Raw genomic sequence first — 23,661 nt, 5'->3', positions numbered from 1 at the left:
CTTTTTGCACCTGCATTCAAGCCATCGCGTCGGAGGAGCGGGCTCAGACACTGGCCGTCTTGGCCGGGCGCGGCGCCCAGGCAAAGACATCAGAATGAATCTGCGCTTCCGCAACACCCTTTTCTTCCAGGCGATCCACCAGCGCATGCACCATCCCCGGTGAACCGCAGGCGTACACCGCCAGGTGCTCATCCACCTGCTGCAGTTCGGCCGCCAGCACATCCGGCATCAGGCCGGTACGGCCTTCCCAGCCCGGGCTGTTGTCCGGCTCGCTGACCACCGGCACAAAACGGACATTGGCGTGCTCGTGCGCCCACTGCTCCGGCAGTTTTTCCAGATAGATGTCGGCCTCAACGCGGGCCCCCCAGTAAATATCGATCGGATTGCCGACCTGGTTCGCCAGCAGGTGCTCGACCATGCTCTTGATCTGGGCAAAGCCGGTGCTGGCGGCGGCGAAGATGAAGCGTGTCTTGGTGTCGACCCCGTACGCATCCAGGCAGGAGGTGCCTTTGGGCAGTTCCACATCCACTGCACTCTGGGTGCGCAGATGGTCCAGGATCATGGCATTGAACTCGCTGCCCGGTACCTGGCGGATATGCAGCTCCAGATCGCGCCCCTGATCGGGAGCCGAGGCGATGGAGAAAGACGCCTTTTTACCTTCCGGCAGGCACAGGTCGAGATACTGGCCGGCATGAAAGTGCATGTTGTCATGATCGGTGCTTTCCAGACGCAGACGCACCCGGAAGACATCATGGTTCAATGCTTCAAAGCCGGTGATGTCACAATGTTTCTTGGTTACAGCAAACACGTATTGACTCCTGACCGGACGCCTTGTGCGCCCGGAATAGTACGTTTAACAGATATCCAGCTGGTCCCAGATGGCATCAACCCTGTCCTTGACGGCCGGATCCATGCGGATCGGCTCGCCCCATTCACGGGTGGTTTCTCCCTGCCACTTGTTGGTAGCATCCAAGCCCATTTTCGACCCCAGCCCCGATACTGGCGAGGCGAAGTCGAGATAATCGATTGGCGTGTTGTCGATCATCACCGTATCGCGCTGAGGATCCATGCGCGTGGTGATGGCCCAGATAACATCCTGCCAATCGCGCGCGTTAACATCGTCATCACAGACGATGACGAACTTGGTATACATGAACTGACGCAGGAATGACCAGACGCCCAACATGACGCGTTTGGCATGCCCCGGGTACTGCTTCTTGATGGTAACCACCGCCATACGGTAGGAACAGCCCTCCGGCGGCAGGTAGAAATCAACGATTTCGGGGAACTGCTTTTGCAGTATCGGTACGAACACCTCGTTCAGCGCCACCCCCAAGATAGCCGGTTCATCCGGCGGCCGACCGGTGTAGGTGCTGTGGTAGATGGCATCCTTACGCCGCGTAATACGCTCCACGGTAAATACCGGGAAGGAATCCACCTCGTTGTAATAACCGGTGTGGTCACCAAAGGGCCCCTCGTCCGCCATCTCGTCGGGGTCGATATAGCCTTCCAGAATAATCTCGGCACTGGCCGGTACCTGCAGATCCGAGCCCAGGCACTGCACCACCTCGGTCTTGCCACCGCGCAGCAGGCCGGCAAAGGCATACTCGGACAGGGTATCGGGCACCGGCGTCACCGCGCCCAAAATGGTCGCTGGATCGGCCCCCAGGGCGACCGCCACCGGAAACTTCTCGCCCGGATGCGTCTGCTTCCATTCGCGGAAGTCCAGCGCGCCGCCCCGGTGAGCCAGCCAGCGCATGATCAGTTTGTTGCGACCGATCACCTGCTGACGGTAGATGCCCAGGTTCTGACGCGGCTTGTCCGGCCCACGGGTGATCACCAGCGGCCAGGTGACCAGCGGGCCGGCATCCCCGGGCCAGCAGGTCTGGACCGGGATGCGGCTCAGGTCAACCTCGTCTCCTTCCAGCACCACCTCCTGACAGGGTGCCCGGCGCACCCTTTTCGGCCCCATGTTGAGAACCTGCTTGTACAGCGGCAGTTTGTCCCAGGCATCCTTCATGCCCCGCGGTGGCTCGGGCTCCTTCAGCTGTGCCAGCAGCTTGCCCACGTCACGCAATGCCGACACCGACTCTTCGCCCATACCTAGCGCCACACGTTCCGGGGTACCGAACAGGTTACCCAGCACCGGCATGTCATAGCCCTTGGGGTTCTCGAACAGCAGCGCCGGGCCCCCAGCCCTGAGGGTACGGTCACAGATTTCCGTCATCTCCAGCACCGGATCGACCGGGTGGCTGATGCGCTTGAGCTCGCCGCGCGCCTCGAGCATGTGGATGAAATCGCGCAGGTCCTTGTATTTGGGTGTCGCCATGATGTGCTCGTTTCAGACTGGACACCGGAGCGGCAGCAGGCCCCGGATATGAAAAAGGGTAAGTCTCAGCTTACCCTTTTTGCATCGGTTCGGTTCACAGCAGTGCCGTGCGACCGGTTACTTGCGCTTCATCGACAGGAAGAACTCGTCGTTGGTCTTGAAGTCCTTCAGCTTGTCGACCACGAACTCGGTCGCGGCAGCATCTTCCATCGGATCCAGCAGCTTGCGCAGAATCCACATGCGCTGCAGCTCGTCTTCAGTGGTCAGCAGGTCTTCACGACGGGTACCGGAGCGGCGGATGTTGATCGCCGGGAACACACGCTTCTCGGCGACCTTGCGGTCCAGATGCACCTCGGAGTTGCCGGTGCCCTTGAACTCCTCGAAGATCACTTCATCCATCTTCGAGCCGGTGTCGACCAGCGCCGTGGCGATGATGGTCAGGCTGCCGCCCTCTTCGATGTTGCGCGCCGCACCGAAGAAGCGCTTGGGGCGCTCCAGGGCATGGGCATCAACACCACCGGTCAAGACCTTGCCGGACGACGGGATCACGGTGTTGTAGGCACGCGCCAGTCGAGTGATGGAGTCCAGCAGAATGACCACGTCCTTCTTGTGCTCGGTCAGGCGCTTGGCCTTTTCCAGCACCATCTCGGCGACTTGCACGTGGCGTGACGGCGGCTCATCGAAGGTGGAGGCCACCACTTCGCCGCGTACGGTACGCTGCATGTCAGTCACTTCCTCCGGGCGCTCGTCGATCAGCAGCACGATCAGATAGCATTCGGGGTTGTTGCGGGTAATGCTGTTGGCAATATTCTGCAGCATCAGCGTCTTGCCCGCCTTGGGCGGTGACACGATCAGGGCACGCTGGCCCTTGCCCATCGGGCAGACCAGGTCGATGACACGAGCCGTCAGGTCTTCGGTACTGCCGTTGCCGATTTCCATGCGCATACGCTGCTGTGCAAACAGCGGCGTCAGGTTTTCGAACAGGATCTTGCTCTTCGCGTTTTCCGGACGGTCATAGTTGATCTCGTTGACCTTCAGCAGCGCAAAGTAGCGTTCGCCATCCTTCGGCGGACGAATCTTGCCCGCAATGGTATCACCGGTACGCAGGTTGAAGCGGCGGATCTGACTCGGCGACACATAGATATCGTCGGGGCCGGCCAGGTAGGAGGAATCGGCAGAGCGCAGAAAGCCGAAGCCGTCCTGCAGGATCTCCAGTACGCCATCACCATAGATGTCTTCGCCGCTCTTGGCGTGCTTCTTGAGAATGGCAAAGATCACATCCTGCTTGCGGGAGCGGGCCATGTTGTCGAGGCCCATTTCGGTGGCGATATCCAGAAGTTCCGGAACGCTTTTCAGTTTGAGTTCGGTAAGATTCATAATTTTCAGGAAGCAGCACAGAGTCGGCTGGTTACGGATGGAAACCGGACGGTTAGTCGGAAGAATAAAGGTTCAAGGTGTTGCCTGTGACACCCGGGCCATGGACCGCCGGGCTGATAAGTGAATCACACTATAAAAGGTAAAATCGGGACTGTCCAGCAGAAGTGGCGGAAAAGCGCAATCATGCGGGGTTGCGTCTTTCCGCCCGCAGCCACCATCAGAGGTTGGCGTCGATAAACGCGGCCAGCTGGGACTTGGACAGTGCGCCGACCTTGGTAGCTTCGACGTTGCCGCCCTTGAACAGCATCAAGGTGGGGATGCCGCGAATACCGAACTTCGGCGGTGTTTCGTTGTTTTCGTCGATGTTCAGTTTGCAGACCTTCAGCTTGCCCGCATACTCCTTGGCGATCTCTTCCAGAACCGGTGCGATCATCTTGCAAGGTCCGCACCACTCGGCCCAGTAGTCTACCAGGACAGCGCCGTCAGCCTTGAGGACATCTTCTTCAAAGGAGGCGTCAGTTACATTGACGATATTTTCACTCATGGATAGATTCTCCAGTGCACCCGGTGCGTTAGAAACAGTTTTTCGATGATAACACCTGCTACACTCAACCGCCAGATTCGCACCGACGCCCCGCCGCGCGGCGCTGTCATCAAAAAAGGTAGCGCCCGCCACGGCATCCCCGGTATGTTGATCGGTTGGTATGCGCTGAGACAGAGGACACCTCCCAATGCACGTTCAGGAATCGCCCCCCGCCACCGACTCATCCCTGCTGGCCGCCATCGACCTGGGGTCAAACAGCTTCCACATCATTGTTTCCCAGCTGTTTGCCGGCGAGCTCAAGACCCTAGATGTACTGTCGGAGAAAGTGCAGCTGGCGGCTGGCATGGATGAGGATGACAACCTGACCGAAGCAGCCATGACTCGCGGCCTGGAATGCCTGAGCCGTTTTGCCCAGCGCGTTGGTGAGCTGCCGCGCCAGTCGATCCGGATCGTGGGTACCAACGCCCTGCGCCAGGCTCACAACCGCCGTCAATTCATTGAGCGCGTCCAGGCCTTGCTGGGCACGCCGGTGGAAGTGATTGCCGGCCGTGAAGAGGCACGCCTAATCTATCTGGGTGTGGCCCATACACTGGCCGATGATGCCGGACGCCGCCTGGTGGTGGATATCGGCGGCGGCAGTACCGAGTTCATCATCGGTGAACGCTTCGAGCCCCGGGTCTGTGAAAGCCTGCACATGGGCTGCGTCAGCTATACCGACCGTTTCTTTGCCGATGGACGGATCACCGCCGAGGCCATGGAGCACGCCCGTACCGCGGCGCTGCGCGAACTGCTGGCAATCCGCCGTGACTACCGCCGCCTAGGCTGGCACAGCTGTGTCGGGGCCTCGGGCACGGTCAAGGCCGCCCGTCAGGCCTGCGTTTCCCTGGGCCTGAGCAGCGAGATGATTACCGCCGAGGCCTTGCACCGGCTGCGCGATTTTCTGATCGAACAGGGCCACTGCGATCAGATCCAGATCGACGGCATCAAGCCTGAGCGCTGCGCGGTGCTGCCGGCCGGCATCGCCATTCTCAGCGCCCTGTTCGAGTCCCTTGGCGTCGAGCAAATGAGCTTTTCCGAGGGAGCCCTGCGCGAAGGGGTGCTCTATGACATGGCCGGTCGCCTGCGCCACGAAGACGTGCGGGAACGCACCATCAACGCCCTGGCCAAGCGCTACCATGTCGACCGCAAGCAGGCCAACCGGGTCGAGGCCACGGCCCTGATCGCGCTGGCCCAGGTCAAGGACAGCTGGGACCTGACCAGCGGCGTGTATCACGAGATGCTCAGCTGGGCCGCGCGCAGCCACGAGATTGGCCTGGCCGTCTCGCACAGCCAGTTCCACAAGCACAGCGCCTATTTGCTGCAGCACTCCGACCTGCCCGGTTTCACCCAGTTGGAGCAGCAACTGCTGGCCTTCCTCGTGCGCAGTCACCGGCGCAAGTTCCCCAAAGACGACTATCGCCAACTGCCGCCGGCGCTGCGCCGGCCCTACCGCTGCCTGTGCCTGCTGCTGCGCCTGTCCGTGATCCTGCATCGCAGCCGCAGCAAGGCGCGCCTGCCGGCCTTCACCCTCAAAGCCGACGGCAACCGGATCGAACTCAGCTTCCCGGCCGGCTGGCTGGCGCACCATCCGCTGACCCGTGCCGACCTGGACCAGGAAGCCAACTACCTGCGCAACATCGATTTCAAGCTCAAGGTGTCCTGATGGCAGCCGCACTGCTCACCGCCTGTCGCGAGATTCTCGGCGACAGCGCCCGGGTGATCCTCACCCTGTTTCGCATCATGATCCCGGCCATTCTGGTCGTGAAGCTGCTGACCGAACTCGGTGCGGCGGAGCTGCTCAGTCAGGCTCTGGCACCGGTGATGGGCTGGATGGGGCTGCCACCGGAAGCCGGCCTGATCTGGGCAACCACCCTGCTGACCAACATCTACACCGGCGTAGTGATTTTCTTTTCCACCGCCGGTACCGACAGCTGGACCCTGGCCCAGGTCACGGTACTGGGCACGCTGCTGCTCAGCGCCCATAACCTGCCGGTCGAGGCCCGCGTGGCCCAGAAAGCCGGCTGCCGCCTGCTGCCGCAACTGCTGCTGCGCATTGGCGGCGGCATTCTGCTGGGTATCGTGCTGCACCACAGCTATGCCCTCAGCGGCACCCTGCAGTCGGTGCATCAGGCGCCCTGGAGTCCGGCACCGGTCGATGACGGCTGGCAGGGCTGGGCCCTGAGTCAGCTGGAGACCCTGGCCTGGACGGCACTGGTGATTCTGCTGCTGATGACCGCCCTCCGGCTGCTGCGACTACTGGGGGTTGAGCGCCTACTGGCATGGCTGCTGCGCCCGGTGCTCAAGCTGATCGGTATCGCCCCCGGCGCCCTGTCGATCACGCTGATCGGCATGACCCTGGGCCTGGCCTACGGTGGCGGCCTGCTGATACGGGAGGCGGAACGGGGGGATATCGCACCGGCTGACATCTTCTGTGCCATCAGCCTGCTGGGGCTCTGCCATAGCCTGATCGAAGATACCCTGCTGGTACTGTTGATCGGTGCCGATCTGTCGGGCGTCTTCTGGGCCCGACTGGTCTTTTCATTGCTGGTGATCGCGACCCTCAGCCGCCTGCTGCCCCGACTCCGGCGTCAGCACTGGCTGGTGCGCCCCGTCCACGCCGGCTGAGCCCGGAAACGAAAACGCCCTGCATCAGCAGGGCGTTTTTTGCATCCGGGAACCGACTTTCATCAGATCTTCGGACCGGCTGCCTTGATCTCTTCGGAGACGCCGTCAAACTTGGTGAAGTTGTCAACGAACTGCTTGGCCAGGTCGGCGGCAGCGGCGTCGTAGGCAGACTTGTCCGCCCAGGTTTCACGCGGGTTCAGCAGGTTGCCGTCAACACCCGGCACCGCGGTCGGTACCGCCAGGTTGATGCCATCCAGCTGTTCGGTTTCGCAATCCTTCAGCGCACCGCTCTGGATGGCGCTGATAATGGCACGGGTGGTCGGAATGCTGAAACGCTCACCAACACCGTAGGAACCGCCGGTCCAACCGGTGTTCACCAGGTAGACGCGTGATCCGTATTCTTCGATGCGCTTCATCAGCAGCTCGGCATACACGTGTGCCGCACGCGGGAAGAAAGGTGCACCAAAGCAGGTGGAGAAGGTGGACTTGATGCCGCCACCGGAACCCATTTCGGTGGAACCGACCAATGCAGTGTAACCGGACAGGAAGTGATACGCGGCCGCTTCTTTGGTCAGCACGGATACCGGCGGCAGCACGCCGGTCAGGTCGCAGGTCAGGAAGACGATGGAATCCGGCTCGTCACCCATGTTGGTGGCGGAACGCTTCTCGACGTGATCCAGCGGGTAGGCACAACGACCGTTCTCGGTCAGAGAGGTATCGTTGTAGTCGGCCTTGCGGCTGCCGTCCAGGGTCACGTTCTCGACGATGGCACCGAAACGGATAGCGTCCCAGATGATCGGCTCGTTCTTTTTGCTCAGGTTGATGGTCTTGGCATAGCAGCCACCTTCCAGGTTGAACACCACACCCTTGCCCCAGCCATGCTCGTCGTCACCGATCAGGTAACGCTCGGGGTCAGCAGACAGCGTGGTCTTGCCGGTGCCGGACAGACCGAAGAACAGGGTGGTGGAGCCGTCTTCGCCGATATTGGCGGAACAGTGCATCGGCAGCACGTCTTTTTCCGGCAGCAGGAAGTTCTGCACGGAGAACATGGCCTTCTTCATCTCACCGGCGTAGCGCATGCCGGCAATCAACACCTTGCGCTTGGCAAAGTTCAGAATCACGCAGCCATCGGAGTTGGTGCCGTCACGCTCGGGCTGGCACTGGAAGCCGGCCACATTCAGGATCTGCCACTCTTCCTTGCCCTTGGGGTTGTACTCGTGCGGACGGATGAACAGGTTCAGACCAAAGAGGTTCTGCCACGCGGTTTCGGTGGTCATTTTCACCGGCAGGTAGTGGTTGTGATCCGCACCCACGTGCACGTCGGCGACAAAGTGTTCCTTGTCGGCCAAATACTCTTCCACCCGACCCCAGAGGGCATCAAACTTGTCGGCATCGAACGGGCGATTGATGTTGCCCCATTCGATGGCATCAGCGGTGCTGGGCTCTTCAACGATGAAACGGTCCATCGGCGAGCGACCAGTGCGCTCTCCGGTGGTGACAACCAGTGCTCCGGTGTCAGCCAGGACACCTTCATTACGCTGAATCGCACGCTCAACCAGCTCAGCCGGGGTCAGATTCACGTGTACGCTATTGACGGTTTCTTTGGTCATTACGGATTCCCTTGGCTGTTCGCCAAACAATTACCTGAAAGCAAAAAGGCTCCTGCGTTCCGGTCAACGCAGTTCGGGTCGTTATTTTGGTGCGATATTATTGCACAAAATGCCCGCTGATGGGACTGCATTGAACCATTCTCATTTGAAACCGGGAACGGTTTATCAGCCCCTGCGGTAAGGCACTGATTACTCAGTGCATTCGGCCATCTTCATCGAGGTAGCCGGGCGCGCTGAACAGGGCCCGGATGTCGGTTTCATCGAAGTGATACTGCTGATTGCAGAACTGGCAGCCCACATCAATGAGACCGTTCTGCTCGGCCAGAATTCCCAGCAGCTCATCCTCGGTCATGAACTTGAGGGCCTCGGCACTGCGCTCACGAGAACAGTCGCACTTGAACTGCAGCGCCTGGGGCTCGAACAGACGGCAGTCTTCCTCGTGAAACAGGCGGAACAGCAGGGTTTCGTTGTCCAGCCCCAGCAGTTCATCCGGCTTCAGTGTCTCCGCCAGCATGCTGACACGTGTCCAGTCCTCGTCACCGGTACCCTCGGCCGGCAGCACCTGCAGCAGCAGGCCGGCGGCTTTTTCGCCATCAGCCGCCAGTTTGATGGAGGTCCCCAGCTGCTCAGACTGCTCAAAGTAGGCCTGCAGACACTCAGCCAAGGTCGCATGTTCCAGCGGCACCACGCCTTGATAACGCTGACCGCTTTCGGGTTCGATGGTCAGCGCAATGCGCCCGTTAACCAGCAGTTCGTTGAATGCTTGGTCATCAGCCACTTCGCCCTCGTAACGGGCAATGGCGCGCAGCTCGCGGTGGTGGTTGCACTCGGCCATCAGCAGACGCACATTGCCCTCGCCCTGCGCCTGCAGGCTCAGGCGGCCCTCGAACTTGAGAGTCGAGCTGAGCATGCTGACGGCCGCCAGCATTTCGCCCAACAGGCTCTGCAGCGCCCGGGGGTAGTCATGTCGTGCCAGCACCTCCTGATAGCTGTGCTCTAGTCCGGCAACGACGCCGCGAACATCAATCTGGTCGAAAAGAATACGCTGAATCTGATCAGGGTTGCTCATGCAGGGATTCCCGGGGTTTTCTGGTCTGATAAGTCGCGCCCAGCCGCATGCAGCGGGCGGGCAGGATTGCCAACGTGGATGACCCTTCATTTTAGCCGAACACGGATGAAATGATCACCCCGTCACCGTTTTTATCCATGCACTTGCTCGCTTTCAGTCCCAACTGCCCTTGATGCGCAGCAATTCACGCCGGCTCTTCTTGTCCGGACGATGTTCCGGTGCACTGCCCAGAGTCTTGCGTGCCAAAGCTCGGGCTTCCCGCGCCTTGATGCTGTCTTCGGTTTCCCGGTACAGTTTCTGCGCTTCGCTGGCCCCGCGACGCTGGTCCGACAGTGCCAGCACTTCGACCGTCTTCTCGTCATGGCCCTGCCGCAGCTGAATCAGCGCCCCCACTTCCACGGCCTTGCTGCACTTGCTGCGCTGGCCGTCATAGTGAACCTTGCCGCCCTCGATCATCTGTTTCGCCAGGGCACGGGTCTTGTAGAAACGCGCAGCCCAGAGCCATTTGTCCAGGCGTACGCTCTTGTCTGCCGGGGTATCGGCATGCTTGTGATGATGGCTCATAGCGCGGCAATCACCTCACTGAAATCGTTGGTGGCATCATAATCGTCGATCCGGCGGGGCGGCTGCATGGAATCAGGCTGGGTGATCGACAGCAGGTGCGCGATGCCGTACCGGCGAGCCGAGGCCAGCACCGCCAAGCTGTCATCCACCAGCAGAGTCCGCTGCGGATTGAACGGCTCCACTTCCTGTAGCGCATGCCAGAACGCCTGCTTTTCCTTGGGTTGGCCGAAGTCATGGGAGCAGATCACCAGATCGACATGCGTGTCGATGGCGGTCACTTCAATCTTCAACGCCAGGCTATCCCGGTGTGCGTTGGTCACGATCACCGTGCGCCGGCCGCTGTCACGCACCGCCTTGAGGAAGGTTTCGGCACCGGGGCGAAAACCGATCCGGTCCATGATGTCACGCTTGAGCCGGGCAATCGGCAGGTTCAGCTGCTCGGTCCAGTAGTCCAGGCAGTACCAGCTGAGCGCTCCCTGCTCTTCGCGGATGCGCCCATGCAGCCAGTGGCGGGCCTGTTGCAGATCCAGCCCCTGCGCCTGCGCGTACCGCTCGGGTAACAGCTCCAGCCAGAAGTGAGAATCGAAGTGCAGGTCGAGAAGGGTGCCGTCCATATCCAGAAGGACGGTATCGATGGCTTGCCAATCCAGCATAATCAGGGAACACTCTAGGTAATAACAGTTTCCGGATATTCAGTATGACTGCCAAGCCCGAGATTTTGAAGTTGACCAAGGTGGCCAGCAGCCGCCTGTTCCACATCGAAGCCATGGATCTGCGCTTCAGCAACGGTGTCGAACGCCGCTATGAGCGCTTGCGCACCGGCGGCCAGGGGGCGGTCATGATCGTGGCCATCAACGCGCATGACGAGGTGTTGCTGGTGCGTGAATACGCAGCCGGGCTGGAAGAATACGTGCTGACCCTGCCCAAGGGACTGATCGACCCCGGCGAAGACGCCGCTACGGCGGCCAATCGTGAGCTCCAGGAAGAGGCCGGTTTCGGCGCCCGGCGCATCAGCCATGTGCGCCAGCTGACCGCGGCGCCCAATTACATGGGCCATCGTCTGGAGGTCATGCTGGCCGAGGATCTCTATCCCAACAAGCTGGAAGGCGACGAGCCCGAGCCGCTGGACGTGGTGCCCTGGCCACTGTCAGGTCTGAACGAGCTGTTTGAACAGCGCGAGTTTTCCGAAGGCCGCGCCATTGCGGCCCTGTGCCTGGTACAGCAACGGCTGGCGCGCACGGCGTCAGCGGATTCCTGACCCGGCCCCCTTGTTTTTTGCTCCGGGCGTCTCCACCTAGTGATTGATACCGGAGCAGATACCGAACACGGCCAATACTGCCACAAACTGTGTCATGATTAGCCGTTCTGTTGGTGCTATCATCACAGCACCCAACGAGGCACCGCCTCCAATAACAATCGGTTTTATGCTGAACCTGTCTGACAAATCAAGGTGAATACTATGAGCTTCGAACTGCCTGCACTGCCGTACGCGAAAGATGCACTGGAACCGCACATCTCCGCCGAAACCCTGGAATTCCACCACGGCAAGCACCACAACACCTACGTGGTCAAGCTGAACGGTCTGGTCCCGGGTACCGAGTACGAAGGCAAGTCTCTGGAAGAGATCATCAAGACGGCTCCGGCTGGCGGCATCTTCAACAACGCGGCTCAGGTATGGAACCACACCTTCTACTGGCACTGCCTGTCTCCGAACGGTGGCGGTGCACCGACCGGCGCCATCGCTGACGCCATCACCGCCAAGTGGGGCTCCTTCGAGGCGTTCCAGGAAGCGTTCAACGACAAGGCAGTGAACAACTTCGGTTCCAGCTGGACCTGGCTGGTCAAGAATGCCGACGGTTCCCTGGACATCGTCAACACCAGCAATGCCGGCACGCCGATGACCGAAGGCCAGACCGCACTGCTGACCGTCGATCTGTGGGAACACGCCTACTACATCGACTACCGCAACGTACGTCCTGACTACCTGAAAGGCTTCTGGGCGCTGGTCAACTGGGATTTCGTCAACGAAAACTTCGCTGCCTGAGTGCAGATGACGACCTGAGAAAGGCGCCCGCGGGCGCCTTTTTTGTTTATACTGCGCCCTTCACGAGGTAAGGATACCTGTACTGATGCGCCGTGCTTCCACCCTGCTGATACTGCCGCTGTGGCTCCTGCTGACACTGGTGTGTGCCACGGTCCTGGTGCGCTACGATCTAGACCACCTGCAGCAGCGCCAGCACGAACGGCTGGGCGCTCTCGCTCTGCAGCTGAAAGAGCACCTGACTCTCAGCCAGCGCCTGCTGGAACAGGTGGTGCAATTGCTCGACGTGCCCGAACCGCAACTGTTCGATCCTGCCCTGGCGGCAGCACTGGAGCAGCGACGCCAGCTTACCCCTGGAGTCAAGCGCATCCAGCTGCAACAGCGTGTTCGCAGCGACGACATTCAGGGCTTCGAGCAGCGCATGCGGCGTTATTATCCCGATTTCCTGCTGCACGGTCTCAGCGCCATGACCCTGCCCGCGCGGGAAGACTCCGGCACGCCGATCTATCATCCACTGATTCTGGTCGTGCCCGATACGCCTTCGGCACAGCCGCCTCTGCCGGGTACCGACCTGGGCCTGATCCCGGCCCTGCAGCCGGCCCTGCTGCGCACGCCGTCCAGCCATGACATCACCTACTCGCGCCTGTACAGCCAGAATCAGGGCCAGCCGCTACTGAACCTGTTCCTGAGTGCACCGCATGATCGTCGCCTGATCGCCTCGCTGGTACTGGATGTCAACCGCTGGCTGCACACCCCGACGCTGCCCGCCGGCTGCCGACTCAGCCTGTCCCTGCCCGGCAGCCACACGCCTATCCAGCTGGTCGGCCAACAGGAAGGCTCCGCTCTGCTGCAAATACAACAACAGCGTGACATCCAGATCGGCAACCTGCCGGTGCAGTTGACACTGACCAATACCCTGTACTGGACCGACCTGCTGGGCTGGGTACTGTTGCCCCTGCTGATCAGCACCGCCATCAGCCTGCTGGCCCATGCCTGGATTCGGCAGCGCCATGCCGCGAACCAGTACCGCGCCGAAACCCGCGAGACCGAACGCCTGCGCCAAAACCTGCAGCAGCATTCCGGCCAGCTGCAGTTGCAACTGCAGGAAAACCAGCGTCTGACCCAACGCATTCTCGACATTCAGGAACGTGAACGACGACACTTGGCGCAGGAGCTGCATGATGAACTGGGCCAATGCCTGACCGCCATCCGCACCGATGCGCGCATGCTGTTGCAGGATCATCCGGACAGCAACGACAGCGTTCACCGCCACGCGGCCAGCATCGATCACATTGCCGGTCACATCTATGACGTGACCTATGACCTGATGCATGCCCTGCGCCCTACGCTGCTGGACGACCTGGGGCTGGTAGATGCCATTCGCGAGCTGGTGCGCGGCCTGCACCTGGAACGGCGCGGCATCGATCTTGAGCTGCAACTCGGCGGTGCCTTGAACGAGATGGAAGAACGCTACAACATCAACCTCTACCGGATGATTCAGGAAGGACTGACCAATCTGCAGCGCCATGCCGGTTGCACACAGGCCAAACTGCACCTGTACCGCCGTGATGCCGATGGCCCCACCGACCAGCTGGAAATGCTGATCAGCGATAACGGCTGTGGCTTCGACCCGAGCATCATCAGTCGCAAGGGGCGCTTCGGCGTGCTCGGCCTGCAGACCCGCGCCAAAGCACTGGGTGGCAGCCTGGCGCTCGACAGCGCCCCGGGGCAGGGCACCTGCCTGCAGATCAGGATTCCGCTGGCTGCAACAGCGGATACAGGTGCGGCCACACCGTCTGCAGCAGAATCGGCTGTGCCGCGGCTGTCGGATGCAGCCCGTCGGCCTGCATGAACTGGGGCTTCAGCGCCACCCGCTCCAGCAGAAACGGCACCAGCGCCAGATCATACTCCTGTGCCAACTCGGGGTAGATGGAATAGAACCTTTGCGTATATTGCGGTCCATAATTGGGAGGGATCCGTATGCCGATCAGCATCACCTGGGCCCCGGCCTGGCGACTCAGTTCAACCATCTGGCGCAGGTTGCGCTCCATGATCCTGAGTGGCGTGCCGCGCAGGCCGTCGTTGGCGCCCAGTTCCAGCACCACCAGATCGGGGCGGTAATCGTTCAACAGTCGCGGTAGACGCTGCAGGCCGCCACTGCTGGTTTCACCACTGATGCTGGCATTGATCACCCGCTGGGCCAGCTGCCGCTGGCGCAGTTCCTGCTCCAGCAGGCTGACCCAGCCCTGTTCGGCAGGCAAGCCATAGGCCGCCGACAGGCTGTCACCCAACACCAGCAACGTCTTGGCCTGCAGCGGGGTCGCCCAAACCAACAATATGAATACCATCGAAATCAGGGATCGCATGTCACACCTCAACCGAGAAAAGCCGCTTATTGAGGCCCAAGATGTCGCAAAAAGTTTCAATACTCAAGCCGGCCGCGTGGACCTCTTTCGTGATCTGACCCTGCACATCCTGCCCGGCGAAAGTCTGGCCATCATCGGGCGCTCCGGAGCCGGCAAGTCCACCCTGCTGAGTCTGCTTGCCGGATTGGATACGCCCAGTGCCGGTCATGTGCTGTTTGACGGCCAGCCACTGGACCAGCTGGATGATGCCGCCCGTGCCGCCCTGCGCCTGGAACAGATCAGCTTCATTTTCCAGTCCTTCCACCTGTTGCCGGAACTGGATGCACTGGACAACGTGCGCCTGCCGCTGGAAATCCAGGGCCGGACCGATGCCGATCGCAAGGCGCGCCACTGGCTGGAGCAGGTCGGTCTTGGCGCACGTCTGGACCACTATCCGGCACAACTGTCCGGCGGCGAGCAGCAGCGGGTCGCCATTGCCCGCGCCTTCGCCACCGAACCGCGGGTGCTGTTTGCCGACGAGCCCACCGGCAACCTGGATGACGACACCGGTCAGCAGATCATCGAACAGCTGTTCCGGCTCAACCGCGATACCGGCGCGACCCTGGTGCTGATTACCCACGACACCGAACTGGCCGCCCGCTGCCAGCGCCGCCTCCACCTGCAGAACGGCCGTCTGGAGGAGGTACACTCATGAGCCTGCTGACCCGACTGGCCACGCGCCAGCTGTGGAGCCAACTGCGCACCACCGAATGGCGCGCGCTGTTGCTGGCCAGCTGGATCGCCATTGCCCTGACGACCCTGCTGGCTGTGCTCGGCGATCGCCTGGAACGGGGGCTGCTGCGTGAAAGTGCCGCCCTGTTGGGTGCCGACCTGGTGTTGAGCAGCAGTCGCCCCATTGCCCCGGAACGCCTGGATGGCCTGCCGCTGGACGGCATTCGGCAGACCCGGGTGATTCAGTTCCCCAGCATGGTCGGCCGGGGTGACGACCTGATGCTGGTGTCGGTGCGGGCGCTCCAGGCGCCCTACCCGCTGCGCGGCGAGCTGGTCACCGAGCCGCCCGGCACCGGCATCCCCGCACCGGGCGACGTCTGGGTGGAGCCGCGCGTGATGACCCAGCTGCAGCTGCAGCCGGGTGATCAGCTGGAGTTCGGTTATCAGCCGCTCAGCGTTAGCCGCGAGCTGCTCGGATCGCCGGACCGGGGGACCGGCTTCCGCAGTTTCAGCCCCCACATTCTGGTCAACGCCGCTGATCTGGAGGCCAGCGGTGTGCTGGCCCCGGGCAGCCGAGCCAACTACCGTATTCTGTTGGCCGGCCCGGCCGAGGCCATCACCGCACTCAATCGAGCACTGCAGCCCACCCTGGCCGATTACGAACGCATCCATGCCCTGAGCAAGGATCAGCCCCTGACCGGCAATGCTCTGGGCAACGCGCTCAGCTACCTCAAGCTCAGCGCACTGATCGCCCTGCTGCTGTCGGCGCTGACCATTGTGCTGGCCCTGCGCCGTTTCAGCCTGGGCCAGCATACCCGCAGCGCCCTGCTGCTGAACCTGGGGCTGAGGCCCGGTCAGCTGATCCGGGTCTATCTGTACCAGCTGCTGCTGGCCTGGCTGCTGACCGCCAGTGCCGGGGTGCTCACCGGCTATGTGCTGGAGTGGAGCGTCTACCGCTGGCTGGCCGACCTGCTGCCGCAGGCACTGCCCACGGCACACTGGCTGCGCTGGCTCAGTGGGCCCGCTCTGGGGCTGGCCCTGCTGGTGCTGCTGGGCCTGCCCCCCATCCTCCAACTGGCACGCATTCCGGTTGCCCACCTGCTGCGTGGCGACGCCCCGCCCCGTGACCGTACCGCCCTGCTGATGCAGGGGCTGTCGCTGCTGTTGCTGGCCGCCACCCTGCTGGCCTTTCTGCAGGCCCCGCTGCCCGCCCTGGGACTGCTGCTGTTCCTGCTGCTGGGCGGCGCTCTCTTCGGCTGGTTGGCCCAGGCGGGCCTGCAGGCCTGTGCCCGCCCGCTGGCCCGGCGCCTGCTGCTGGGGCGACTGCTGCTGATGCGGCTGCGCCAGCAGCGCCAATGGCACCGGCTGCAGGCCGCCGTGGTGGTCATGCTGCTGACCCTGCTCAGTGTGGTCTGGGTCAGCCGCGCCGACCTGATCGAGCAGTGGCAGGCCCAGTTCCCCGATGACACGCCCAACTATTTCCTGATCAACATCCAGCCCTGGCAGAAGGATGGCGTGGACCGCTTCTTTGCCGAACGCGAGCTGGATACCGAGCTGTACCCGATGATTCGCGGCCGCCTGACGGCGCTCAACGGCGACCCGATCAAGCCGCAGCTGAGTGCCGAACAGCAGGATCACAACACCCTGAGGCGCGAGCTCAACCTGAGCTGGCGGGTGGAGCGTCCAACCCACAACCCGCTGGTCGCCGGCCAGTGGTGGCAACCCGGTGACGCCGGTGCCATTTCTATCGAACGGGAGATGGCCGAGGAACTGGGCCTGGCGCTGGGTGACCGACTCGGCTTCGACATCGGCGGCGTGCGCGTGGAAGGCGAAATCCGCAACATTCGCGAGGTCGTCTGGACCTCCTTCCGCCCCAACTTCTACATCATTTTCAATCCCGAGGCGCTACAGAATGCCCCGGCCACCTGGATCACCAGCTTCCACCTGGAGCCGGAGCAGCGCGGCATCAGCCGCGAGCTGCTGCAGCAGTTCCCGTCGCTGACTCTGATCGACATCGACCAGGTCCTCGATCAGCTGGCCGGCTGGCTACAGCGGCTGGGCGACAGCTCGGCCCTGATTCTGGCCCTGAGCCTGGGGTGCGGGGTCATGCTGTTGGGGGTAACCCTACTGCAGGCACTGGAGCAGCGCCGCTTTGAAAGCGCTCTGTTGCAGACGCTGGGCGTGACAGCAGACCAGGCGCGACAGCTGGACCTGCTCGAGTTCCTGCTGATCGGCCTGGTGTGCGGCCTGCTGGCCAGCCTCAGTGCCGAAGGGGTATTGGCGATGCTGCATCAGTGGCTGCTGCAGATTCCGCCCCGCCTACACACCGAGCTCTGGCTGGCGTTACCGCTGCTGGCAGCACTGATCTTCGTACTGATCGGCTGGCTGATCCGACGTCCGCTGCGGCTGGACCAGTGCTACCGCCTGCTGCGGGCCGGCTGAGCCGGCCCGCAGGCAATACTCCTACAAAAATGATGCCAATACCTGGCTATAAAAGCGCCAGCGTATTGGCTATAATCCTGCGCTTTGATATTGATCAACAAACATACAGTTTTACGCAAGGGGATATCATGGCGCACCATGACGAGAACTTCCGCGATCCAGCCGGTTTTGGCTGGTTTTTCATCAACATCCTGGCCATGCTGTGGATCACCATGCCGGTCAGCATCGCCCTGACCAAAGTGGTGCAGTGGTAAGTCACTGCACCGATGCGGCTGACATGTCTGATCTCAAGATTGGAGCACTGGCCCGCCGCTCCGGCCTCAGCGTCGAAGCTCTGCGCTATTATGAACGCCGAGGCCTGATCCCACCCCCAGCACGCCTGCCGTCCGGCTACCGTGTCTTCCCTGTCGAGACTCTTGATCGCCTTGCCTTCATCAAGCGCAGCAAGGAGCTTGGGTTCACGCTGGACGAAATTCGCGACCTGCTCGAGCTGCAGGCACACCCCGAGGCCGACTCGGCTGGGGTTAAACAGCGGGTCGAGGCTCGCATCGATGAAATCGAACGCAAGATCGAGGATCTGCAACGGATTCAGCAGGCCCTGCGCGGGCTGTCGTCCCTGTGCAGCGGACAGGGCTCGACGGCGAACTGCCCGATTCTGGCTTTTCTGGAGCAGGACGAGCCCGCCGACGTGCCGGGCTCGCGGGAGAGTTAATCAGGCAGGGCGCAGGGTTTCCACGCCGTTGGGCGTACCCATCAGAATGATATCCGCACCACGGCGGGCAAACAGGCCGTTGGTCACCACCCCGACGATGTTGTTGAGCTGCGCTTCCAGAGCCTTGGGATCGAGCACGTCCAGATCATGCAGGTCGAGGATGATGTTGCCGTTGTCGGTGACAAAGCCGTCGCGGTAAACCGGCTGACCACCCAGCGCCGCCAGCTTGCGACCGACATACGAGCGCGCCATGGGAATCACTTCCACCGGTAGCGGGAACTGGCCCAACAACTCGACCCGCTTCGACTGGTCCACGATGCAGACGAACTCACGGGCCACGGCCGCCACGATCTTTTCACGCGTCAGCGCACCGCCGCCGCCCTTGACCAAATTGAGGTGAGGGTCGAACTCATCGGCACCATCGACATAAAACTCCATCTGGCTGACCGAGTTCAGGTCGAACACCTCGATACCATGCCCGCGCAGGCGTTCGGCCGTGGCTTCGGAGCTGGCCACGGCGCCGGCGAAGCGATCCTTGATCGCAGCCAGGGCGTCGATAAAACAGTTGGCGGTCGAGCCGGTGCCGACGCCGATAATGCTGTCGTTTTCAAGGCGGCCCTTGATATGGTCAACGGCTGCCTGCGCCACCGCCTGTTTCATCTCGTCTTGTGTCATGGGTCTGTCCATCGCTGATTCAAACTGAACCTTGATTATACGCAACCCGCCGTTGCCCTTGTAGACGCTGACCCATGGAGCCGATACCATTTGGACATACTTTAGTCACATCGGCCCGACCGACGCGGCCCTGTCACACCCGCCTCGCCACGCGGCCCTACGAGATACAGAAACCAGCCCTATGCCACATCGATATATCAAGAAGATCCTCGAAGCACGGGTCTATGACGCCGCCATCGAAACGCCACTGGACGAAGCCCGCGGCCTGACCGAGCGTCTGGGCAACCGCGTCCTGCTCAAGCGCGAGGATGAGCAGCCGGTCTACTCCTTCAAGCTGCGCGGCGCCTACAACAAGATGGCGCAGCTGACCGACGAGGAGAAGGCGCTGGGGGTGATTACCGCCTCTGCCGGCAACCACGCCCAGGGTGTGGCCATGGCGGCGCGCCTGCTCGGCGTTAAGGCCACCATTGTCATGCCCAAGACCACCCCTGACGTGAAGGTCAACAACGTCAAGCGCCTGGGCGGCAAGGCGGTGCTGATCGGTGATGCCTTCGACGACGCCCGTCGCCACTCGGAAAAGCTGATGGCCGAAAAGGGGCTGGTCTACATCCACCCCTACGATGACCCGGACGTCATTGCCGGCCAGGGCACCATCGGCATGGAGATGCTGCGCCAGGAAAGCGGCCATATCGATGCCATCTTCGTCCCCGTCGGCGGCGGTGGCCTGATCGCCGGCGTGGCGGCCTACGTCAAGTACCTGCGCCCCGAGACCAAAGTCATCGGTGTCGAGTATGCCGATTCCGCCTGCCTGGCGTTGGCCAAGCGCGAGGGCTACCGCGCCGTGCTGGATCAGGTCGGCCTGTTCGCGGACGGCGTGGCCGTGGCCCAGATCGGCGAAAATACTTGGGAGATCTGCAAGGACCATGTCGATGAGGTGATCACCGTCTCCACCGACGAGATCTGTGCCGCCATCAAGGACATTTTCGACGACACCCGCTCGGTCACCGAACCCGCCGGCGCACTCGGCGTGGCGGGTCTGAAGAAATACGCGGCCCGCGAGGGCGCCAGCGGCCAGACCCTGATCGCTATCAACTCCGGTGCCAACGTCAACTTCGACCGCCTGCGCCATATCGCCGAGCGTTCCGAGCTGGGTGAGCAGCGCGAGGCGATCATCGCCGCCAAGATTCCGGAGCAGCCGGGCAGCTTCAAGCAGTTCTGCAAGGTCCTGGGCAAGCGTAACATCACCGAGTTCAACTACCGCTACAGCGATGATGAACAGGCAATCGTATTTGCCGGCATCCAGATTCGCCCCAACAACGACGGCCGCGAAGAGCTGCTAGCGGAACTGGGCGAACATCTGGATGAGGTGGTCGATCTGACCGACGATGAAACCGCCAAGCTACACGTGCGTTACATGGTGGGCGGCCACGCCCCTGCCGGCGTCGACAACGAGGTGGTGTTCCGGTTCGAATTCCCGGAACGGCCGGGAGCGCTGATGAAGTTCCTCAGCAAGCTGGGTGGACGCTGGAACATTTCCATGTTCCACTACCGCAACCATGGCGCCGCCTATGGCCGTGTGCTGGTGGGCATGCAGGTGCCGAACACCGAACATGCACAGGTGGTCAGCTTCCTGGAAGAGATCGGCTACACCTTCTACGACGAAACCGACAACCCGGCCTACAAGCTGTTCCTGGGCTGAGTGCCGTCGGCCGGACGCGCCTCAGCGGGGGGCGTCCGGCGTTTCCGGCGAATGTTTGAACTCGGCGCGCGTCAGCGCCTGCAGCGTGAACAGTGCCAGTGAGACAATGCCCCAGGTCAATCCCAGTACCACACCGGCATCGATGATGCCGCGCCAGGGCTGCTCCAGCAGCCGTACCAGCATGACCAGACCGACAATGCCCAGTGTCAGGCAGATGGTGACGACCTGTCGCCGCCGCTGCGCATGAAAAAAGCCCATGCAGAAGACCGGCGCCAGCAGGGCCCGCAAGGGCGTCACGTTGCCTCTCAGATAGCGAATGCGTGCCGCCACCCGCGGTGAAAAGTTCTGCTGAAAGCCGCGATAGCCCTCAGCAAACCCCATGAAGGCCAGACACGCACCCAGTGCCAGCCAGTGGTGCCACTCGAAACTGCCCACCGGCATCTGCAGGGCCATGTCCCCCAGACGATAGATCGCGCTGGCAAACAGCAGGCAGATACCGAGGAAGCCCCAGAGTGCTGCGATTACTCCGAGCATGTTGATTCTCTGTCGGGTTATACAAAGGGCGCCTAGTATAGCGCCAATCGACAGGCATAAAAAAACCGCCACCCGAAGGCGGCGGTGGACAAACCCATGTCATCCTCATGAACTTATAGGCAAAGGCGCCCGCTCCGGATCAGTGGCCCTTCATTTTATTAAACGGACGAGACTTTTCCTGGTGTTGCTATTGTGTGGGACGATGCCAGTTCTCGTTTGGGGGATAGCGCCGGTCATGACTGGATCGAATCGTTTTTGCAAGGCCGGTACCTAGCTTCAAAAAACCGTCAACAGAATGAAATATCATTTTTATATCAATACGTTATTAACACTCCAACCAGAGAATACATCCGCTCCTGCCAACCGGCAGTGGTCGCGAGACAACACATGGCCGCCACGCCGGTAGCGTGCAAAGCCCCCCATGCAAAAGGTGCCATCGCCGCTTGTGGCAGATCAGCGTTTTTTACCCTAGGATCTGTATACTGCTGGGGTCAGTTTTAATCCTTTCTTCATGATTACCGGGATGACACACCGTGCAAAAAGGGCTTTCGATTCAACACAAGGTCAACCTGTCGCTGGTCGCGGTGTTCGTGATCATTCTGGTCAGCTCCCTGACCACCATTTACCGTAGTGAAACCTCGCTGGTCGATGAAGTCGTGACCCGGTCGACGCTGGATACCGCCGATTCCTACTTCGACAGCATCAACATGCTCATGCTCAGCGGCGCCATGGCCAACCGGGCAACACTGCAGCAGAAGATTCTGTCCAACGAGTCGATCACCGAGGCACGCATCATTCGCGGTCAGCAGATCAGTGACGTATACGGCCCCGGCAGCGCCGATTCCCACCCTGTGGACGAGCTGGATCGGCGCGCCATGCAGGGCGAGCACGTGGTAGCCGAAATGGATGACGCCCAGGGCCACCGCCTGACCGTGGTCACGCCGATGAAGGCCGTCGCCGATTACAAGGGCACCAACTGCCTGCTGTGCCACCAGGTGAGCGAAGGCGAGGTGATCGGTGCCGTGCGGGTCACCTACTCGTTCGAAGCCCTGGACAAACAGGTCAACAGCAACCTGATCAGCGTGGCGCTGATCGAGCTGGGCCTGTTTGTCGCCGGTATCATCCTGGTCAGCCTGCTGCTGCGCCGCATCGTCGTGCGTCCGGTCAACCGCCTGTCCGATACCATCCATGCCATCGAACGCGACAGCAATCTCAACCTGCGCATTCCGGTCGACTCCGGCGACGAAATCGGCCAGATGTCCAACGCCTTCAACTCCATGCTGGACGACATCCATGACAGCATGAAGCAGGTCAACCAGACCGTGGCCCAGCTGGCCGACTCGGGCAACCGCATCAGCCGCGTGGCCACGGAGTCCGCCTCTGCCGTGCAGCATCAGCAGATGCAGACCAGCTCGGTCGCCTCGGCTATGGAGCAGATGGAAGCAGCGACACGCAGCGTGGCCGCCAGTGCCGAGAATACTGTGACCGCCTCAGACATGGCGCTGCAGGAAAGCACCGAGGGTGCGGACATTACCCAACAGACGATCACCGCCATCAATCGCCTGCAGGAAAACATCGAGCGTGCGACCGGCGTGATCCAGAAGCTGGACAGCCAGAGCCAGAACGTGGGCACGGTGCTGGAAGTGATTCAGCAGATCGCCGAGCAGACCAACCTGCTGGCGCTGAACGCGGCCATCGAGGCGGCCCGGGCCGGGGAGCAGGGACGCGGCTTTGCCGTGGTCGCCGACGAGGTACGCACCCTGGCCAGCCGGACCCACAACTCGACCGAAGAGGTCAACGCCATCATTGCCGAGCTCCAGGCCGATGCCAAGGATGCCGTCGCAGTGATGCGTGAAGCCCAGACGGCGGCCGGCGAAGGGGTGGAACAGGTGCAGCGCTGCAATACCTCGCTCACCCACATCAACGAAGAGGTGCGGGTGATCAACGACCTCAACCACCAGGTGGCCAGCGCCGTGCGTGAGCAGAGCGAGATGGCCAGCAGCGTCGAGCGCAGTATCACCGAGATCAGCCGCAGCGCCGAGGAAACCGCCGAACGCTCCGAGCACCTCAACCAGGTCTCCGACGAACTGGCCCAGCTGGCACAGCGTCTGGAACAGATGGTCAACCGCTTCCAGCTCTGATCCTCGGCACCGCACCGTCCGGCCATGACCGGGCGGTGCCGCCGTGGTGGTCGCAGTTCAGTTTTTATCCGGCATACTGATGACTGTCAGCCCATATCGAACGAAATCGTGCTGAAACTTGAAAAACACCTCGCACAGTCATACTTTAGTCTGAACCCTGACCCTCCCCCGACATGAGAGCGA

Annotated in this window: 22 protein-coding genes; 11 read left to right on the top strand and 11 right to left on the bottom strand. The window is 61.7% G+C overall.

The features are described 5' to 3' along the window. Positions 1–43: 43 nt before the first annotated feature. The 4 genes from KTN04_RS17295 to trxA form a co-directional block, all read right to left on the bottom strand. Positions 44–808: an NAD(P)H-flavin reductase gene (locus KTN04_RS17295; RefSeq protein WP_217335383.1), complete on the bottom strand. Its 765-nt coding sequence runs from the start codon at positions 806–808 to the stop codon at positions 44–46. Between the two features lie 45 nt (positions 809–853). Beyond that, a complete protein-coding gene (gene ubiD, locus KTN04_RS11520; RefSeq protein WP_217335382.1) occupies positions 854–2,329 on the bottom strand; it encodes a 4-hydroxy-3-polyprenylbenzoate decarboxylase in 1,476 nt (491 codons plus the stop codon). Positions 2,330–2,446: 117 nt separating this feature from the next. Next, entirely contained in the window at positions 2,447–3,706 is a 1,260-nt protein-coding gene (gene rho, locus KTN04_RS11515; protein WP_217335381.1) for a transcription termination factor Rho, read from the bottom strand. Positions 3,707–3,923: 217 nt separating this feature from the next. After that, the gene (gene trxA / locus KTN04_RS11510; protein ID WP_106591462.1) at positions 3,924–4,250 is read right to left on the bottom strand and encodes a thioredoxin TrxA; all 327 of its coding nucleotides are present in this window, start codon (positions 4,248–4,250) and stop codon (positions 3,924–3,926) included. Between the two features lie 187 nt (positions 4,251–4,437). Between trxA and ppx the strand changes: the two genes are divergently transcribed. Continuing rightward, positions 4,438–5,952 (top strand): exopolyphosphatase, encoded by a 1,515-nt coding sequence (gene ppx / locus KTN04_RS11505; RefSeq protein ID WP_217335380.1) that lies wholly within the window; start codon positions 4,438–4,440, stop codon positions 5,950–5,952. Continuing rightward, positions 5,952–6,914 carry a hypothetical protein gene (locus tag KTN04_RS11500; RefSeq protein ID WP_217335379.1) on the top strand — a complete coding sequence of 321 codons (963 nt, stop codon included), beginning with the start codon at positions 5,952–5,954 and terminating at the stop codon, positions 6,912–6,914. Before ppx ends, KTN04_RS11500 begins: the two co-directional genes overlap by 1 nt. Before the next feature lie 62 nt (positions 6,915–6,976). Here the strand turns inward: KTN04_RS11500 and KTN04_RS11495 are convergent, their stop codons facing one another. The 4 genes from KTN04_RS11495 to yrfG form a co-directional block, all read right to left on the bottom strand. Then, a complete protein-coding gene (locus KTN04_RS11495; protein ID WP_217335378.1) occupies positions 6,977–8,524 on the bottom strand; it encodes a phosphoenolpyruvate carboxykinase in 1,548 nt (515 codons plus the stop codon). A gap of 193 nt (positions 8,525–8,717) precedes the next feature. Next, complete coding sequence (gene hslO, locus KTN04_RS11490) at positions 8,718–9,593, bottom strand: Hsp33 family molecular chaperone HslO (RefSeq protein ID WP_217335377.1); 876 nt, start codon at positions 9,591–9,593, stop codon at positions 8,718–8,720. 153 nt (positions 9,594–9,746) lie between these two features. Next, on the bottom strand, positions 9,747–10,157 hold the full coding sequence (gene hslR, locus KTN04_RS11485; RefSeq protein ID WP_217335376.1) for a ribosome-associated heat shock protein Hsp15: 411 nt from the start codon (positions 10,155–10,157) through the stop codon (positions 9,747–9,749). Next, positions 10,154–10,810: a GMP/IMP nucleotidase gene (gene yrfG, locus KTN04_RS11480; RefSeq protein ID WP_217335375.1), complete on the bottom strand. Its 657-nt coding sequence runs from the start codon at positions 10,808–10,810 to the stop codon at positions 10,154–10,156. The genes hslR and yrfG overlap by 4 nt, the downstream gene beginning before the upstream one ends. Before the next feature lie 44 nt (positions 10,811–10,854). Here yrfG and nudE point away from each other — a divergent pair, with 44 nt between their 5' ends. From nudE to KTN04_RS11465, 3 genes are all read left to right on the top strand, one after another. Beyond that, complete coding sequence (gene nudE, locus KTN04_RS11475; protein WP_217335374.1) at positions 10,855–11,415, top strand: ADP compounds hydrolase NudE; 561 nt, start codon at positions 10,855–10,857, stop codon at positions 11,413–11,415. Positions 11,416–11,616: 201 nt separating this feature from the next. Further along, a complete protein-coding gene (locus tag KTN04_RS11470) occupies positions 11,617–12,201 on the top strand; it encodes a superoxide dismutase (RefSeq protein ID WP_217335373.1) in 585 nt (194 codons plus the stop codon). A gap of 85 nt (positions 12,202–12,286) precedes the next feature. Then, complete coding sequence (locus KTN04_RS11465) at positions 12,287–14,050, top strand: ATP-binding protein (RefSeq protein ID WP_217335372.1); 1,764 nt, start codon at positions 12,287–12,289, stop codon at positions 14,048–14,050. Here KTN04_RS11465 and KTN04_RS11460 read toward each other — a convergent pair. Further along, positions 13,947–14,564, bottom strand: a complete 618-nt coding sequence (locus KTN04_RS11460) for an arylesterase (RefSeq protein WP_217335371.1) — start codon at positions 14,562–14,564, stop codon at positions 13,947–13,949. The two genes, KTN04_RS11465 and KTN04_RS11460, sit on opposite strands and share 104 nt — an antisense overlap. On the opposite strand from KTN04_RS11460, the gene KTN04_RS11455 reads away from it, so the two are divergent. The 4 genes from KTN04_RS11455 to KTN04_RS11445 all read left to right on the top strand — a co-directional run bounded on the left by KTN04_RS11455 (position 14,563) and on the right by KTN04_RS11445 (position 18,429). Then, positions 14,563–15,258 (top strand): ABC transporter ATP-binding protein, encoded by a 696-nt coding sequence (locus KTN04_RS11455; protein WP_217335370.1) that lies wholly within the window; start codon positions 14,563–14,565, stop codon positions 15,256–15,258. The genes KTN04_RS11460 and KTN04_RS11455 overlap by 2 nt on opposite strands. Next, the gene (locus tag KTN04_RS11450; RefSeq protein ID WP_217335369.1) at positions 15,255–17,717 is read left to right on the top strand and encodes an ABC transporter permease; all 2,463 of its coding nucleotides are present in this window, start codon (positions 15,255–15,257) and stop codon (positions 17,715–17,717) included. Before KTN04_RS11455 ends, KTN04_RS11450 begins: the two co-directional genes overlap by 4 nt. 128 nt (positions 17,718–17,845) lie before the next feature. Further along, complete coding sequence (locus KTN04_RS17085) at positions 17,846–17,971, top strand: hypothetical protein (protein ID WP_256449086.1); 126 nt, start codon at positions 17,846–17,848, stop codon at positions 17,969–17,971. A gap of 23 nt (positions 17,972–17,994) precedes the next feature. Further along, a complete protein-coding gene (locus KTN04_RS11445) occupies positions 17,995–18,429 on the top strand; it encodes a heavy metal-responsive transcriptional regulator (protein WP_217335368.1) in 435 nt (144 codons plus the stop codon). On the opposite strand, the gene rpiA is transcribed toward KTN04_RS11445, so the two are convergent. After that, positions 18,430–19,104, bottom strand: a complete 675-nt coding sequence (rpiA, locus tag KTN04_RS11440; protein ID WP_217335367.1) for a ribose-5-phosphate isomerase RpiA — start codon at positions 19,102–19,104, stop codon at positions 18,430–18,432. A gap of 181 nt (positions 19,105–19,285) precedes the next feature. Here rpiA and ilvA point away from each other — a divergent pair, with 181 nt between their 5' ends. Further along, complete coding sequence (ilvA, locus tag KTN04_RS11435) at positions 19,286–20,803, top strand: threonine ammonia-lyase, biosynthetic (RefSeq protein ID WP_217335366.1); 1,518 nt, start codon at positions 19,286–19,288, stop codon at positions 20,801–20,803. 21 nt (positions 20,804–20,824) lie between these two features. Here ilvA and KTN04_RS11430 read toward each other — a convergent pair whose 3' ends face one another. Continuing rightward, positions 20,825–21,337 carry a hypothetical protein gene (locus KTN04_RS11430; RefSeq protein WP_217335365.1) on the bottom strand — a complete coding sequence of 171 codons (513 nt, stop codon included), beginning with the start codon at positions 21,335–21,337 and terminating at the stop codon, positions 20,825–20,827. Between the two features lie 533 nt (positions 21,338–21,870). Here KTN04_RS11430 and KTN04_RS11425 point away from each other — a divergent pair. Further along, entirely contained in the window at positions 21,871–23,478 is a 1,608-nt protein-coding gene (locus KTN04_RS11425; protein ID WP_217335364.1) for a methyl-accepting chemotaxis protein, read from the top strand. Positions 23,479–23,661: the final 183 nt, after the last annotated feature.

It is taken from the genome of Marinobacterium weihaiense (assembly GCF_019061305.1).
GTDB lineage: Bacteria > Pseudomonadota > Gammaproteobacteria > Pseudomonadales > Balneatricaceae > Marinobacterium > Marinobacterium weihaiense.
This window is presented reverse-complemented; position numbering and strand designations above follow the sequence as displayed.